Below are 15,816 nucleotides of genomic sequence, written 5' to 3' on the forward strand. Positions count from 1 at the left end.
TATTTTTACCAATATTATTGTTATTATTAAATTAAATATATTTCTCTCTGCTTTTTGCAATCATAAATATATAAAAATTTATAATTTAAGCCCTTGGATGGCTTTTTTTATATACTTCAAGCATCTTTTTTTGACTTATTATATCTAAATATATCTGCACAGCTGATATGTCTTTATATCCCATTAATTCCTGAAGAGTTTTTATATCAGCTCCATTCTCAATCATATGCACTGCTACAGAATGTCTTAATGTATATAAATTTATGGGCTTCTGAATTTTAGATAGCTCAGCATAATATTTAACAATCTTCCAAAATCCCTGTCTAGTCATTATCTCCCCATGAATATTTAAAAAAATTATATCATTCCGCTTAGGTTTATACAAATGCCTGACATCCATGTACTTTTTTATCCACTCCACTGCATATTTTCCTATGGGTACTATCCTCTCTACTCCTCTATCATTTCTAAATCTAACATATTGAAATTCTAAATTTACATCCTCTATATTTAAATTCAGCATATCTGTTATTTTTACTCCTGTAGCATACATTAATTCCAACATAGCCTTATCCCTAATTCCTTTAATGGTGCTTGTATCAGGAGAACATAACAATTTATTTACCTCTTCTACCGTGAGAATTTCCGGTAAGCATCTCTGCGCTTTAGGTAATTCATAATCTATTGATGGAAGTTTTTCGATATAATTATCCTTTAGTAAATACTTATAAAAATTTCTTATACAAACTATGCTTCTTGCTAAAGAGGATTGCTTTTTACCGTTACTTTCAAGAAATTGTATATAGCTTTTTATGGTCAAATCATCTGCGTTAAAAAAAGTGCATTTATTTTCAGTCAAATATCTTGAAAATCCATCTAAATCTCTTTTGTAAGCTTCTATCGTATTATCACTTAAATTTTTGTTTTTACAAATATGTACTAAGTATTCATCTACTAATTCATTCATTTTATCACCCACTTCCCATAAATATATAATCAATAAATTTTACACATATATGTTATGTATCTTTTTAGCAGTAACAAATAAGTATTTAATATATTTGTGTCATTATAAAAATTACCCACAAATACGCTGTTCCTGTAATTTATATTTTTGGTATAAACATAAAATAAAGAATAATCCAATATGATGGGCATTATAAATCCCAAAATAAAAATAATAAAAAGACTTTTTAAATATAATTTTACATATCTTATTACATTTTTATGTACATACTTCATATATCCACACTTCCTAAGCTAATTGCCACTGCTTTTATGGCATTAGGAGTGATATAAGCCTCATAAAAAGCTCCTATTATCATTAAGGCAAGGATTATTATAAATGCTAGAGAATAACTAGTAAAACTATAGGCATTTCTATATGCATCCCTATTAAATTTTTCTTTTAATTTGCTTACAGAAAGCTTCATAGCCAATACAGATGCTATTATTATACAAGGCAGATAGATTATATTTTGCGGCAGAACTCCTATTAGTACAAATACAGTACCTTTTAGTCCTAAACTCATAAACAAAAACGATAAAGTAAACCCTAATGTATACCCTTTTATTATATCTATTATAAGTATAATTGGTAGTCCAACCATAGTAACTCCCAGCAGCCATATTCCTACTAGTATAGGTAAATTATTTTTTAAAGTTTCTATTATTATATACCATTGATTTACCTCTGCATTTTTTATATTACCTTTGAATGTTAAAAAATAATTTATGAGATCTTCTCTTTCTTTGTTTTCCATATACCTTATAGTATATATACCCAATATCATTCCTGTAAACAAGCACAAAATAGTTAAAAGATATAATCCCAAATTTTCCTGCATGTGCTTAGTTATATTGATATTGCTATTGTTATTCCTTCTTTTAATCATCATTATATTTCCTCCTTAGGGTTTATCTTTTTTATATTAAAGTTGATTCAATAATATCTATGTATTTAGGAGGACTTATATGCTTAGTTTATAAAAATCAGAAGAGAGCACTATAGTTTATCTAGCACTCTCTCCTGATTTTCACACAAACATTTATATAAAAATATTATTTTAATTCTTAGCTCACTTTATTTTTTAATCTTAATTTATCTGCAACCATAGCAATAAATTCTGAATTTGTAGGCTTACCCTTATCGTTATGTATGGTATAACCAAATAATTTATTTATAGTTTCTACTTGTCCTCTTCCCCAAGCTACCTCTATAGCATGTCTAATTGCTCTTTCAACTCTGCTAGCTGTAGTATTATATTTTTTAGCTATGGAAGGATACAATTCTTTAGTAACAGCTGAAAGTAATTCCATATTGCTAACTACCATGGTAATAGCTTCTCTTAAATACATATAGCCCTTAATGTGAGCTGGTACACCGATTTCATGTATGATACTAGTAATTTCTGATTCTAAGTCCATAGGTTCAGCTTTAGGGGATCTAGCTTCAGTCTCAACTATTGGTACCGTTTTTCGCTTCTCTTCACTAGAAATAGTATTATTAAACATCTCTCTTATTCTCTTAGTAAACACATCCATATCGAAGGGTTTAACTACATAATAATCTGCACCTAGCGTAATAGCTCTTTGAGTAATTTTGTCTTGTCCAACTGCGGATAGCACAATTATTCTTGGCTTGTCTATCATATTCATGGAATTTAATCTCTCCAAAACTCCTAATCCATCCAAATGAGGCATTATTATATCTAGCACTACCAAATCCGGCTTTTTTTCTTCAATTAATTTTAGAGCTTCCAACCCATCTTTTGCTATTCCTGTTACAACAATATCTCTTTGATTTAATAAATAATCATTCAGTATGTTACAAAATTCTTTGTTATCATCGGCTATAAGCACGGTTATTTTAGATTCTTCCATCTTTGTTCTCCTTCCAATATCGTATTCCATATCTTAACAAATTAATTATTCGACAAACTCAAAAGAAATCCTTCTAACATTCAAAAATTTTTTTGCTAAATTTATCCACTAAGCATTCCAATAATTTTCAAATGCTTTTTAACTCTAATATTATACTATAATACAACTAAAAAGAACAATTATTATTAAAATTGTTTTCTTTGCCTTTTTACATAATTTTAATAATAAACCGCTATTATAACAAGGATATCCGCAGCTTTAGTATATTTATCAAAGTTATAATAGCAGACTTATTACTATTTATATAAAATAATACTTATTACTATATATATTATCCATTTTCCAAAATATTCGAATCATTAATCATCCATTCAATATAAATTCCATATCCTGTATCAGGCTTGTTTATTAAGACATGAGTCACCGCTCCTATAATTTTATCGTTCTGAATAATTGGACTGCCGCTCATACCTTGAACTATGCCTCCAGTTTTTTCTAATAATCTTTTGTCAGTTATTCTTATAACCATACTTTTAGGTCCTGGCTTTTCTTGACTCAACAATTTTTCAATTTCTATATCATATTCCTTAGGTCCTTCACTATCTATAGTTGTTAATATATATGCTTTTCCTATTTTTATTTCATCTCTTAAGCCTATTTTCATTTTCTTTGTGTTACAATTAGATACAATTTCTTTACTAGCTTCTCCAAAAATTCCACATTCAGTATTCTTTTTTACGTTTCCTAAAATATTTTCTTCATTTACAAATATACCTTTTAATTCTCCAGGTGTTCCCTTTACTCCCTTTTTTATCTTTACAATTGATGAATTAACTAATTCTCCATTCTCAATGTTTAAATTAGTGCCTGTATCCACATCTGTAACCGGATGTCCCAATGCACCAAATATACCGCTTTGAGGATCATAGAAGGTAAGTGTTCCTACTCCTGCACTACTATCCCTCACCCATAGGCCTATTTTATATTTTTCATCATATTTAACATACTCAGGAAGCAAACTTTTATACAATATTTGCCCCTTCCTTAATAATTCTACTTTAATTTCTTTTCCTTTACTATCGTTAATATATTTTGCCAATGTTTCAGCTCCACTTACTTTTTTTCCATCAATACTTAATATATTGTCTCCTATTTCTATACCTGCTTTTGCACTTGGGCTGGTTATTTTACCATTATCACCATCTATATCGTTAAGTGCTACAGCTAAAACCCCTTTAGTATTCAATTTTACTCCTACACTATTTCCTCCTGGATATACCTGCATATCAGGTATTCTTTGAACATTCACATTTTTTACAGGAAGTAATCCTAAGAGTTTCAGCTGCAATTTTTCTTTTTGTTGACTTTTGTTTCCTATGGTATCTACAGCTATTGAATCGTTACACGTAAACAAACTATTTACATATTTTAAATTGATATTTTGATTGCTATGAAGAAATACTGTGTCTGGTACCTTATATATGGAGAAACAGCTAAATGCAATAAAAATTATTATAGGAGTTAAAATACATATTAATTTAATTCTTTTATTTTTCCTCACGATTTTACCTCCTTTTTATTTTCTTATGCATTTAATTTATCCTAGATTGATGACTCTTATGCTATAATAAATATAGTGTTCATTCCATAACTACCCTATAGAATCTTCAAGTCACACTATTGTATTAAAAAAACCTTTTTTGAGAATACAAATTTATTTATATGTATAAATTTTGCTAAAACTATGCAAAAAAATATAACCGCAGTTTAAGTTCTACGGTTATATTATTTCTATTATTTTGTTTTTTATTCATTATTTGCTATGTTTTAAGGTGTTCTTTATATTCTTCGCCATGTCAATAAGTTGACTTGCATTGTTTAAAGTGATTTGAGTAACTTCTACTCCGCCTATCATCTTACTTACTTCCGTAACTTTTTCATCTAAGCTCAATTTTTTTACAATAGTATAAGTTTTATCTTTATCTACTTTCTTAGATACTGAATAATGAATATCAGACATAGAAGCAATTTGAGGAAGGTGAGTTACGCAAAACACTTGATGTTTTTGAGAAATTTTATACATCTTTTCAGCTACTCTTTGCGCCACAGCTCCGCTTATTCCTGTATCAATTTCATCAAAAATCACTGTTGGTATATTATCCTTATCTACAAAAACACTTTTAAGCGAAAGCATTATTCTTGAAAGTTCTCCTCCTGAAGCTATTTTATCTAAAGCTTTTAAGGGTTCACCTGGATTCGTAGATATTAAAAATTGTACTTTTGATAAACCATTGCTTCTTAAGCTTTCTTCTTTTATTATACTGACCTTAAAAGTACTTTTTCCCATACCAATATAACTTAGCTCTTCCTTGATGCTTTTTTCCAGAATCATTGCATTCTTTATTCTGATATCATGCATCCTCCCAGCTATCTCCATGCACTTTTCTGCAATAGCTTTTTTTTCTTTATTAAGCTTATCTATTATTTCTGCCTTATTTATTATATTTTCATAATCTTCAAGAAGTTTATTTTTATAAGCCAATATGTCCTCTACACTATCTCCATATTTCTTTTTCAATCTGCTTATCTCGTATATCCTTGAATTCGCTTCTTCTAACTCGTTAGCATCATAATTATAGTTATCTTTTATAGATCTTATTTCAGAAATATTTTGTTCAATATTGTAATATGCTTCTTCTAAGCTATCTGAAATATCCTTAACCTTCTTCACTGTATTTTCTATTGATCTAAGTTCTTTAATTAAATAGTCTAAGGAATCATATAATGAAGGGCTTTCTTCGTTCCCATTATACAAGGCTTCATAGCTTTTATTCAGAACCCTGCTTATTTTCTCAGAATTTGTGAGGATATTTATTTTCTCATTTAGTTCCTCATCCTCACCTACATACAATTTAGATTTTTCAATTTCATCAATTTGAAATTTTATGTAACTAACAATTTTTTCTTTATCCTCTTCACCATATTCAAGCTCCTGAATTTTATGAATAATATATTGAAGCTTGTCATAATTTGAAGTATATTCTTTCAAAGGCTCCTTAAGCTCATCTAAGCAAAAATTATCTAAATATGTAATATGCGTTGCTGAATTTAATAATCTAACATTTTCATGCTGACCATGTATATCTATAAGCAATTCACTAATTCGTTTAAGCGCAGAAAGAATAACAGTTTTTCCATTAATTTTTATTATACTTCTGCCACTGTTATAGCTTTCTCTACTTATGATTATTAAGTCGTCGTATTCTATGTCAAGTTCTTTTAGAGCATCAATAATATTTTCGTTAGTAAAATCTATAGTAAATATAGCTTCTACAAATGTACTATTTTCGCCGGTACGTATTATATCTTTATTAAATTTTCCACCTAAGACAAAATTTATTGCATCTATTAATATAGATTTACCTGCACCAGTCTCACCAGTAAGAACATTAAAGCCATCATCAAAGTTAATGCTTAAATTCTCTATTAAAGCAAAATTTTTAATATTGATTTGGAGAAGCACTCCTTATACCTCCTATCACCTAATTATTTAAGAGCTTCTTTATTTTCTTTACTAGCTCCTGAGCTTTTTCTTTAGTTCTTACTAATATAAATAAGGTATTATCTCCCGCTATAGTTCCTGCGATTTCATCAAATCCCAATGAATCAATAGCCTCACCTGCAGCTGATGCTGAACCTGAAATAGTTTTAAGCACCACCATATTTTCTACATTTTCCACATATAATACTGTATGAGAAAATATAGCTACTAGCTTGTTAGATAAAAAATTTTGTTCAGGAGTTATAGCAACATATTTATATTTTCCGCTGTTAGATAAAACCTTAATTAATTTTAGCTCTTTTATATCTCTGGATACGGTAGCTTGAGTAACATCCATACCACATTTTTTTAACTCTTCAGCTAATTCTTCCTGCGTTTCAATTTCTTTTGAGTTAATTATTTCTATAATTTTAGCATGCCGTAAAACCTTCATATCTTATTCCCCTTCACATCCTATTTCTCTAGTTCTCCATATGATTTTTTCTCTTAAAACTTTAAAATAATCATAATCTTGTAACCTTATAAGCTTACATTTAAATGGAGCCATCTTAGCACCTATTAATGAATCTTCTTGTAATTTTAGTGACTCCTGACCATCTATAGTCATAAAAATACTCTCTTTCCATCCTTTGGTTTCTATTATTACTTCACTGTTGCAATCTATGATAAGAGGCCTCATTCCAGCTACATGAGGACATATAGGAATTATTTCTATCAAATTTAAAGAAGGATGAATAATAGGACCCCCTGCTGACAATCCATAAGCTGTTGATCCAGTAGGAGTGGATATGATTATACCATCAGCACTAAAATCAGCATATAGATTATTATCTACACTAATCTTATACTTAATCATTCTTGATAATGCACCTTTAGACACCACTACATCATTAAGTACAAAGAACTCTTTAAGCTGCCCTTCATGATTTATGCTGCAGCTTATCATCATTCTTTCCTCTACATTATATTTATTTTCCTTAATATATTCAAAAGCCTTTTTTATATCTCCAGTTTCAACACTAGCAAGGAAACCTAAGTTTCCAATATTTATACCTAATATAGGAATGCTATATTTGCATAAAGCCCTTGCTGCTCTTATAATAGTTCCATCTCCGCCCAATACTATCATTATTTCTAAATCGTTCTTTTGGACATACTCCTCGATTTCGCCATCTTCAAATATGTGTATATTAGCTTCATTACCAAAAGTATCTTTTATAACATTACAAACATCAGCTAAAATGTAAGTACTATTCTCTTTTGAACTATTAATATTTAATCCTATCTCTCTCATATTTCCTCCTATTATGGCTGCTTTTGCTCTAAGCTATCATGAGAACTTTTAACTATTTCATCTATAGTTTTCTCATTTAATTCGCTTTTTATAGAGGAATCTTTAGAAATATACAGTAAGTATTCTATGTTGCCTTCCGGGCCTTTTATAGGTGAATATTCCAATCCTAAAGTGTTTAGCCCTTCACCTTTTACAAATTGAACTATCTCACTAATAACTTCCTTATGAGTGCTCTGTTCCCTGACAACACCCTTTTTGCCTACTTTTTCTCTCCCTGCCTCAAATTGAGGTTTTATAAGCGCCAAAATTTCACCATCTTCTTTTAAAAGTGCAGACACAGCTGGTATAACTTTTTTTAAAGATATAAAAGATACATCTATAGATGCTAAATCGCATAACTCACCAATTTGTTCATTGGTTACATATCTTATATTTGTTCTTTCCATGCATACAACTCTTTCATCTGTCCTAAGTTTCCAAGCAAATTGCCCATACCCTACATCTACAGCAAATACCTTAGAAGCTCCATTCTGAAGCATGCAATCAGTAAATCCACCTGTAGAAGCTCCAATGTCCATACATACCTTACCATTTAAATCTATATTAAACTCTTTTATAGCTTTTTCTAATTTATATCCACCTCGGCTTACGTATGGCATTTTATTTCCTTTAAAAACAATATTATCTGATTTATTTACCTGTTGTCCACATTTGGTAACTTTAACATCGTTAACAAATATTTCACCAGCCATTACGCTAGCTCTTGCTCTTTCTCTAGATTCAAACACTCCACTCTCTACCAAAATCACATCTAATCTTGCTTTTTCCTGATTCATACTTTCTCCTTTAAGTTTTTATATAAGCTTTTCTACGGAGGAAACTATTCCATCTACATCTAGTCCATATAACTTATATAATATATCAACACTGCCATGTTGAATAAATTCATCTTTGAAGCCTAAGTTCATGATTGTTGTTTTAAGATCTAAGGAATTTACATATTCATCTACGATGCTTCCAAGACCACCTATCATCATATTATCTTCTATTGTAACTATTTTATATTTTTTCTCGCAAAAATTTTTAATCATGTCAGTATCAATAGGTTTTACTGAATAAGCATTAACTACTGATACATTTATTCCTCTTTCATTTAATTTATTTTTAGCCAAAATCGCTTGACCAACCATTCTTCCTGTGGCTATTAAAACTATATTTCCTTCTTCACATAAGCTCTCCCATTTTCCAGGAGTTACGCTTTCTATAGCCTTAAGCTGTGTGCCGCTTACATCTCCACCTCTTGGATATCGTATAGCTACAGGTGAATTTTGCTTTGCAGCCCACCTAAGCATAATTTTTAGTTCATTCTTGCATTTAGGTGCCAATATTGTCATATTGGGCATATGTGATAAGTAAGATATGTCAAACACGCCATGATGTGTTTCTCCATCCTCGCCAACAATTCCAGCCCTATCTATAGCAAAAACTACTGGTAAATTTTGAATACAAACATCATGCAGAACTTGATCATAGGCTCTTTGAAGAAAAGTGGAATATACTGCAAAAAATGGTCTTAATCCAGCCTTTGCCATGCCTGCTGCCATAGTTACAGCATGCTGCTCTGCTATGCCAACATCAAAAAATCTGTCATCAAACTTGTTAGCAAATTCCTTAAGCCCTGTGCCATCTCTCATGGCTGCCGTTATAGCTACGATTTTACTGTCTTTTTCCCCAAGGCTTACAATCTCTTTTCCAAATACATCTGAGTAAGTTTCAGTTTTTGTTGCACAAGCTTCTCCATTATCACAATTGAAAGGACCTACGCTATGATATTTATCAGAATTTTTTTCTGCATACTCACAGCCTTTACCTTTTTTTGTGATTGCATGAATGATAACAGGCTCATCCAAATTTTTTGCCATGGATAGCACTTTGCTCATTTCTCTAATGTTATGACCATCTATAGGTCCCATATATCTTATGCCCATCTCTTCAAACAGCATTCCTGGCACAATAAATTGTTTTATGCTGTCCTTTATTTTATTTATACTATTAACTACTCCTTTACCTATATTAGTTTTTAAAAGAGTAGAATTAAATTCTTGCTTAAACTTGTTATATGCAGGATCCAATCTTAACGTACTTAAATAAGTAGATATTCCTCCTACATTTTTACCAATAGACATCTGATTATCATTCAAAATTATTATCAATTTTGTTTTTTTGTATCCTATATAATTAAGTGCCTCAAGAGCCATACCTCCTGTTAGGGCACCATCTCCTATAACAGCTATCACATTATGCTTCTGATTATTTAAATCTCTGGAAATCGCCATTCCTAAAGCAGCCGATATAGAAGTACTGCTGTGACCTGTTTTAAAGGAATCATATTCACTTTCTTCCGGCTTAGGAAACCCACTAATCCCACCAAATTTTCTAAGAGTATCAAACTTATCTTTTCTTCCTGTAAGTATTTTATGAACATAGGACTGATGTCCAACATCCCATATAACTTTATCTTTTGAAAAATCAAATACATTATATAAACTTAAGGTTATTTCAACCACACCTAGATTTGATGCTAGATGTCCGCCGGTTTTAGACACCTTTTCAATTAAAAAACTTCTTATTTCACTACTAAATTTATTAAGCTCATCCATAGACATATTTTTAATGTCGGATGGTTTACTATACCTTTTTAGTATATCATACATTTTTTATCTTCCTTTTCGCTCAAAATCAATTTTTCCTATCTAAAAGGAATTTTGTCAACTGCTTTAACTCGGAAGTGTCTTTTGAAACTGAATCTAAAAGCTTAATACATTCATTCGTAAGCTTTTCACATTTAATTATACACTCATCTATACCAAATACTGAAACATATGTGCTTTTATTTTCATTTTCATCTTTTTTCGCACTTTTCCCCATAGTATCTTCATCGCCTATTACATCCAATATATCATCTTTAATTTGAAATGCAAGTCCTAATTTTTCTCCATACTTTTCTAATATATCAATATCTGAGGAAGGAGCATTTCCAAGTATTGCTCCAGATAATATAGAAGCTTTAATGAGCGCACCTGTTTTTTTTCTATGCATATAACTTAATTCTTCCACTGTTATTTTTCTATTTTCAGCCAGTATATCTACTACCTGTCCGCCTATCATACCTTCCACTCCGCTGCTCTCTGAAATCATAGCGCAGGCTCTTAATGCAGCACAATCATGCTTAGAAGAATACTTAAACATTATATTCATAGCTTCATTTAAAAGTCCATCACCTGCCAGCACAGCTATTGCTTCACCAAAAACTTTATGGTTAGTTGGCTTTCCTCTTCTTAAGCAATCATCATCCATGCAAGGCAGATCATCATGAATTAGTGAATAGGTATGTATCATCTCTACCGCAGCAGCAACTTCCATTATATCTTTATAATTTTCGTTATATAGACAATAGGTCAAAAGCATAAGAATTGGTCGGATTCTTTTCCCTCCAACATTAATGCTGTAAGCCATAGCTTCATAGATTTTTTCATTATACCCTTCTTTTCCGCAAAAATAATTGTTAAGCCATATATCTATTTCATCTTTTAAATCATTTAAAATCATTTTAGATCATCATCCTCAAAACTAGTTTCTTTTTCTTCATTCAAAATAGTTATTTTTCCCTCTGCTTCTTTAAGCATCTTATATAAAGAGTTGCTAGTTTTTATTCCTTCCTCATAAAATCTTATAGAATCCTCTAATGATAATTCTCCTTTTTCCATGTTTTCAACAATTTCCTGTAACTTGGCCATGAGGCTTTCATAACTATCCTTTTTTTTAGCCATAATCATTCTCCTTTGAATTCTACATCCATCATTACTCTTCCATCCTTTAGAGTAATTAAAACACTTTTTTGTTTTATAAGCTCACTTTTGCTGCTTATAATGTTGTTCTGATCATCCTGTATAACGGAATATCCTTTATTCAAAATATTTAGTGGATTATGTGCACTTAGCAAAGCATTAAGTTTTGCAAGTTTTTCTTCTCGCAATTTTATATTAGTTTTCATATTGTTTTTCATACGTGTTTTAAGATTATCTATATAATTATACGCATTTACTATATAATTGGAAGGATCATTTATTTCTAGCAATCTTCTGTGCTTATCAACATTATTTTTCTTTTCTGAAATTATACCTTCATACAATCTTTTTAACTTATCCTGTTTTTCAAAAACCATTTTTAATAAATCATCCTGCAAAGGTACAGAAATTTCCGCTGCTGATGATGGGGTAGGAGCTCTTCTGTCACTGACGAAGTCTGCAATGGTAAAGTCAATTTCGTGACCAATACCTGTTATTATAGGTTTCTTAGAATTGTAGATAGCATATGCTACTTCTTCATCATTAAAGGCCCACAATTCTTCTATAGATCCACCCCCTCTAGCAAGGATTATAATTTCCACATCCTTTAGCGTATTTAAAAATTGTATTCCTTTTACAATGCTATAAGGCGCATCTTTCCCTTGAACAAGTGAAGGATAGATAAGTATATCCATATTTTTATTTCTTCGTGTGGCTACATTTATAATGTCTCTTATAGCCGCACCTGTAGGTGAAGTTATAACAGCTATTTTTTCAGGAAACCTTGGTATGCTCTTTTTATGATCCTCGCTGAATAGCCCAGCCTTACCTAGTTTTTCTTTCAGCTTATTAAAGGCAACATAGAGATCACCTATACCTTCTTGCTTAATTTTAGTGCAGTACAGTTGATATGCTCCCTCTTTTGTATAAGCTGACACTCTTCCTTGAATTTCAACATTCATGCCATCTTCTAATTTAAAATCAATTTTTTCAGCATCACTTTTAAACATTATAGCATTAATTTTGCAGTACTCATCCTTTAAAGAAAAGTATATATGACCACTGCTGTGAAATTTTAAATTGGATACTTCACCCTTTACACTTATGTTACTTAAAATAAAATCATTGTCCATTATTTTTTTTACATAACCATTTAGTTCAGTGACCGTTAATACTTTAATATACATTTAAAAACGCCTCACAAACATTTTTTATGAGCAAAGTGGTTGTAACAGCTCCCACTCCTCCTGGTACAGGAGTTATAAAACTGGCTTTTTCACTTGCTTCTTGGAATAAAACATCTCCTGTTATTTTACCATTCACAGATGATGTGCCCACATCTATTACAATTGCTCCTTCTTTAATATATTCTCCTGTTATAAAATTTGCTTTTCCTATACAGGATACTAATATATCTGCTCTCTTACAGATTTCAACTAAATTCTTCGTCTTTGAATGGCATATAGTTATAGTAGCATTTTCATTTAACATAAGCTGAGCCGTAGGTTTTCCAACTATATTACTTCTGCCTATTATAACCACATTTTTACCCTCTAAAGTTATTCCTGTGCTTTTAGCTAGGTTTACAACACTCTGAGCAGTGCAGGGTTTAAAGCTTTTTTCCCCTTTATAAAATTTCCCGTTGTTAATATCCGTTAAGCAGTCCACATCTTTCTTATATGAAATGGCCGAGCTGACTCTTTTCTCATCTATACCTTTAGGCAATGGTAAAAATAACATTATTCCATGAATTTTATCATCTTTATTCATACTTTTTATGGCTTCTATAAGTTCGTCTTCTGTGACAGATTCATCGTATTTCTTTACTTCCGTTTGGATTCCTAACAAATTACAGTTTTTTATCACGCTATTTAAATAATAATGTGATCCTCCATCATTTCCTGCAATTATAGCTGCTAAACAAGGAATTTGCTTGTTTGCCATCTTTAGCTCATCCACAAGTACTTTTATTTCAGTTTTATATTCTTCTGCTATTTTTTTACCATCGATTATATTAGCCATAACAGCCTCCTATGATAATAATCCTTTATTAATCTTATCTAAAACGCCATTTACAAATTTACCGGACTTATCATCAGAATATCTTTTAGCTAATTCAATCCCTTCATTAATAGCAACTGCCTTTGGAATTTCTTCATCATAAATCATTTCGTAAGCACATATTCTAAGTATTGCCAGATTTATTTTAGATAGTCTATTTATCTTCCAATTTACAAGATTTTCTTCTATTTTTTTATCTACCTGCTCCAGGTTTTCATCCACGCCTTTAAGTACCTTTTCGATATACTTCATATCTACTCCTGCCTTATCTTCTCCGTCTTCATTATAAATTTCTATCTCTTCATCTATTGTATTTTTATTTATCATCATTTGAAATAATAATTTCATAGCTTCTTCTCTGCTTTTACTTCTGTTCATATTAATCTCCTTAAATAAATTATATATTATTATTCTATTATCAACTATTTTACAAAAAATATATATTAAAATATATTAATCTAAAAAAATATGTAAACATGGAAACACCCTCTTAATACAGAGGGTGTAACTTTATTCTTCTTCTATTTCTATATTATTTTCACTCTTTGGTACAATTACATTCTGCACATAAATATTTACTGTAGAAACATTGAGACCAGTCATAGTTTCTACCGCCTTTTTAACATTTTCCTGAATGTTCTTTGCTACTTCTGGTATTTTCAGTCCGTATTCTACGCCTACCATCATATCAATGGAAGCACTATTTTCATCCATATTAACTTTTATACCTTTTGAAGGATTTTTTCTTCCTGAAAATATCTGAGTTATACCACCTGTTATACCTGCGTTAACTCCAGTTATGCCCTTTATTTCAGCAGCAGCTAAACCCGCTATTACGCTAACAACTTCATCAGATATCTTCACTATACCTGTATTAGGTAAGTTGTTTAAATTTTCGTCCATATGCGACCCTCCTAATTTTGCTAAATGCAAAATATTTTTCTTTAGTTAATTATATCAAATATGCTTCAGCTTTACAAATATTATTGCTTTATTTGAACTTCAACATTTGTTATATTTGCCACGCTTTTAACAGTATCCTGTATTTGAGCTCCTTGACTTGGAGAAAGTTCATTTGAATTTGATTTAATTATAATTCTTGCCTTTTTATTGTCACTTTCTAAATAGCATATTGCATCTTCAAAACCTTTTGATTTAAGCACCTCTTCTATTCTTTTTTCATAGTTATTGGCAGTTGTTGCTTCTGATAGTTTTTGTTGAGCCTGCTTTCTGTTTTCATCTGTCATGTTTTTGTCATCAGCTATAGTTTTAAGTTGAGACAGGTTTTGGTTATCATCCTGCACCTTTTTATTTCTAGCCACTGTAAAATAATCATTAGTTGTTTTTGTGCTCGAAGTTTTATTATCCTTGTTAAACGTAGCTAAGCCCGAAGTATCAAAACCATCTCCTGTAACCTGATTTAAAGATCCATTCACCTTTGCTGCCAGTATTCCAGCACATACTATTAGTGCTAATAAAGTAACTATTATCCCTGCTTGTTTTTTATTCATATATCTATTCCTCCCATCTATTTTCTAATAAATTATATGCTTCTAATTCATGGAAAATACACTCACCTCATAATTTGGTATTCCAAACAAACTTGAAACCGCGGATGTGATATCATCTTTCACATCTGCATCATCAGCTCCTTGTGCTACTATTACAATACCTGATATAGCCGGGGTCATTTTTTTTGTTATAACGGGTTTGTTTTCTCCGTTATCCGAATTCATAACAACAGTAGTGCTTTCGTTGTTCTGTGTTGTCTCCCTCTTCCCTCCTTGATTATCAGTTTCTGTAGTAGTACTTTTGCCATTTTGAGAATTTATAGCCGGTACCGTCTCCTCCCCGCTAGAAAAATGTATCATAACATCTACTTTTCCCACTCCTTTTATTCCTGATAAAATATTCTTTAATTCAGACTCAAGCTTAGTTTCTGATGCATCTAAATCGCTGCTTCCTGATATAGATGCAGTAGCCGCTGTCTTAGCCGCATTGGTATCCGCATTATATTCTTTTGAGCTTCCTTTAAAAAAATCGCAAACAATTAACAGCAATACGCCCGCTAAAAAAAGTATAATTATATTAGACATATTCTTTTTATTAGTCAACTTATTTAACAACTCTGTTAATTTATTAAAGTCCATCTCCCTATCCTCCTTGTT

Annotated in this window: 17 protein-coding genes; all 17 read right to left on the bottom strand. The window is 30.8% G+C overall.

Going from position 1 to position 15,816, the window contains the following annotated elements; all coding sequences use genetic code 11:
* Window positions 1-85: 85 nt before the first annotated feature.
* A complete protein-coding gene (locus IAI10_RS07890; protein WP_315672755.1) occupies window positions 86-967 on the bottom strand; it encodes a site-specific tyrosine recombinase in 882 nt (293 codons plus the stop codon).
* Between the two features lie 271 nt (window positions 968-1,238).
* Window positions 1,239-1,898 (bottom strand): stage II sporulation protein M, encoded by a 660-nt coding sequence (gene spoIIM / locus IAI10_RS07895; RefSeq protein WP_315672756.1) that lies wholly within the window; start codon window positions 1,896-1,898, stop codon window positions 1,239-1,241.
* Between the two features lie 175 nt (window positions 1,899-2,073).
* Window positions 2,074-2,883, bottom strand: coding sequence for a sporulation transcription factor Spo0A (gene spo0A, locus IAI10_RS07900; protein ID WP_315672757.1), 810 nt, complete (start codon window positions 2,881-2,883; stop codon window positions 2,074-2,076).
* A 331-nt stretch (window positions 2,884-3,214) separates the two neighbouring features.
* A complete protein-coding gene (gene spoIVB, locus IAI10_RS07905) occupies window positions 3,215-4,444 on the bottom strand; it encodes a SpoIVB peptidase (RefSeq protein WP_315672758.1) in 1,230 nt (409 codons plus the stop codon).
* A gap of 252 nt (window positions 4,445-4,696) precedes the next feature.
* Window positions 4,697-6,406 (bottom strand): DNA repair protein RecN, encoded by a 1,710-nt coding sequence (gene recN, locus IAI10_RS07910; RefSeq protein ID WP_315672759.1) that lies wholly within the window; start codon window positions 6,404-6,406, stop codon window positions 4,697-4,699.
* A 19-nt stretch (window positions 6,407-6,425) separates the two neighbouring features.
* A complete protein-coding gene (locus IAI10_RS07915) occupies window positions 6,426-6,878 on the bottom strand; it encodes an arginine repressor (RefSeq protein ID WP_315672760.1) in 453 nt (150 codons plus the stop codon).
* 3 nt (window positions 6,879-6,881) lie between these two features.
* A complete protein-coding gene (locus IAI10_RS07920; protein ID WP_315672761.1) occupies window positions 6,882-7,739 on the bottom strand; it encodes an NAD(+)/NADH kinase in 858 nt (285 codons plus the stop codon).
* Between the two features lie 11 nt (window positions 7,740-7,750).
* Window positions 7,751-8,575, bottom strand: coding sequence for a TlyA family RNA methyltransferase (locus IAI10_RS07925; protein WP_315672762.1), 825 nt, complete (start codon window positions 8,573-8,575; stop codon window positions 7,751-7,753).
* An 18-nt stretch (window positions 8,576-8,593) separates the two neighbouring features.
* The gene (dxs, locus tag IAI10_RS07930) at window positions 8,594-10,453 is read right to left on the bottom strand and encodes a 1-deoxy-D-xylulose-5-phosphate synthase (protein ID WP_315672763.1); all 1,860 of its coding nucleotides are present in this window, start codon (window positions 10,451-10,453) and stop codon (window positions 8,594-8,596) included.
* Window positions 10,454-10,478: 25 nt separating this feature from the next.
* Window positions 10,479-11,348: a farnesyl diphosphate synthase gene (locus IAI10_RS07935; protein ID WP_315672764.1), complete on the bottom strand. Its 870-nt coding sequence runs from the start codon at window positions 11,346-11,348 to the stop codon at window positions 10,479-10,481.
* Window positions 11,345-11,569 carry an exodeoxyribonuclease VII small subunit gene (locus IAI10_RS07940; protein WP_315672765.1) on the bottom strand — a complete coding sequence of 75 codons (225 nt, stop codon included), beginning with the start codon at window positions 11,567-11,569 and terminating at the stop codon, window positions 11,345-11,347. The genes IAI10_RS07935 and IAI10_RS07940 overlap by 4 nt, the downstream gene beginning before the upstream one ends.
* 2 nt (window positions 11,570-11,571) lie before the next feature.
* A complete protein-coding gene (gene xseA, locus IAI10_RS07945) occupies window positions 11,572-12,774 on the bottom strand; it encodes an exodeoxyribonuclease VII large subunit (RefSeq protein ID WP_315672766.1) in 1,203 nt (400 codons plus the stop codon).
* Window positions 12,764-13,609 carry a tetrahydrofolate dehydrogenase/cyclohydrolase catalytic domain-containing protein gene (locus IAI10_RS07950; protein WP_315672767.1) on the bottom strand — a complete coding sequence of 282 codons (846 nt, stop codon included), beginning with the start codon at window positions 13,607-13,609 and terminating at the stop codon, window positions 12,764-12,766. The genes xseA and IAI10_RS07950 overlap by 11 nt, the downstream gene beginning before the upstream one ends.
* A 9-nt stretch (window positions 13,610-13,618) precedes the next feature.
* Window positions 13,619-14,026, bottom strand: coding sequence for a transcription antitermination factor NusB (nusB, locus tag IAI10_RS07955; protein WP_315672768.1), 408 nt, complete (start codon window positions 14,024-14,026; stop codon window positions 13,619-13,621).
* A 132-nt stretch (window positions 14,027-14,158) separates the two neighbouring features.
* On the bottom strand, window positions 14,159-14,551 hold the full coding sequence (locus IAI10_RS07960; protein ID WP_315672769.1) for an Asp23/Gls24 family envelope stress response protein: 393 nt from the start codon (window positions 14,549-14,551) through the stop codon (window positions 14,159-14,161).
* 80 nt (window positions 14,552-14,631) lie between these two features.
* The gene (locus IAI10_RS07965) at window positions 14,632-15,159 is read right to left on the bottom strand and encodes a SpoIIIAH-like family protein (protein WP_315672770.1); all 528 of its coding nucleotides are present in this window, start codon (window positions 15,157-15,159) and stop codon (window positions 14,632-14,634) included.
* 42 nt (window positions 15,160-15,201) lie between these two features.
* On the bottom strand, window positions 15,202-15,798 hold the full coding sequence (gene spoIIIAG, locus IAI10_RS07970) for a stage III sporulation protein AG (protein ID WP_315672771.1): 597 nt from the start codon (window positions 15,796-15,798) through the stop codon (window positions 15,202-15,204).
* Between the last annotated feature and the right edge of the window lie 18 nt (window positions 15,799-15,816).

It is taken from the genome of Clostridium sp. 19966, assembly GCF_032335695.1.
Taxonomy (GTDB): domain Bacteria; phylum Bacillota; class Clostridia; order Clostridiales; family Clostridiaceae; genus JACTOJ01.

Bases quoted from the DNA above. Each gene is read 5' to 3' on its own strand.
- IAI10_RS07890 (WP_315672755.1), bottom strand. From the start codon at position 967: ATGAATGAATTAGTAGATGAATACTTAGTACATATTTGTAAAAACAAA.
- spoIIM (WP_315672756.1), bottom strand. From the start codon at position 1,898: ATGATGATTAAAAGAAGGAATAACAATAGCAATATCAATATAACTAAG.
- spo0A (WP_315672757.1), bottom strand. From the start codon at position 2,883: ATGGAAGAATCTAAAATAACCGTGCTTATAGCCGATGATAACAAAGAA.
- IAI10_RS07915 (WP_315672760.1), bottom strand. From the start codon at position 6,878: ATGAAGGTTTTACGGCATGCTAAAATTATAGAAATAATTAACTCAAAA.
- IAI10_RS07920 (WP_315672761.1), bottom strand. From the start codon at position 7,739: ATGAGAGAGATAGGATTAAATATTAATAGTTCAAAAGAGAATAGTACT.
- IAI10_RS07925 (WP_315672762.1), bottom strand. From the start codon at position 8,575: ATGAATCAGGAAAAAGCAAGATTAGATGTGATTTTGGTAGAGAGTGGA.
- dxs (WP_315672763.1), bottom strand. From the start codon at position 10,453: ATGTATGATATACTAAAAAGGTATAGTAAACCATCCGACATTAAAAAT.
- IAI10_RS07935 (WP_315672764.1), bottom strand. From the start codon at position 11,348: ATGATTTTAAATGATTTAAAAGATGAAATAGATATATGGCTTAACAAT.
- IAI10_RS07940 (WP_315672765.1), bottom strand. From the start codon at position 11,569: ATGGCTAAAAAAAAGGATAGTTATGAAAGCCTCATGGCCAAGTTACAG.
- xseA (WP_315672766.1), bottom strand. From the start codon at position 12,774: ATGTATATTAAAGTATTAACGGTCACTGAACTAAATGGTTATGTAAAA.
- IAI10_RS07950 (WP_315672767.1), bottom strand. From the start codon at position 13,609: ATGGCTAATATAATCGATGGTAAAAAAATAGCAGAAGAATATAAAACT.
- nusB (WP_315672768.1), bottom strand. From the start codon at position 14,026: ATGAACAGAAGTAAAAGCAGAGAAGAAGCTATGAAATTATTATTTCAA.
- IAI10_RS07960 (WP_315672769.1), bottom strand. From the start codon at position 14,551: ATGGACGAAAATTTAAACAACTTACCTAATACAGGTATAGTGAAGATA.
- IAI10_RS07965 (WP_315672770.1), bottom strand. From the start codon at position 15,159: ATGAATAAAAAACAAGCAGGGATAATAGTTACTTTATTAGCACTAATA.
- spoIIIAG (WP_315672771.1), bottom strand. From the start codon at position 15,798: ATGGACTTTAATAAATTAACAGAGTTGTTAAATAAGTTGACTAATAAA.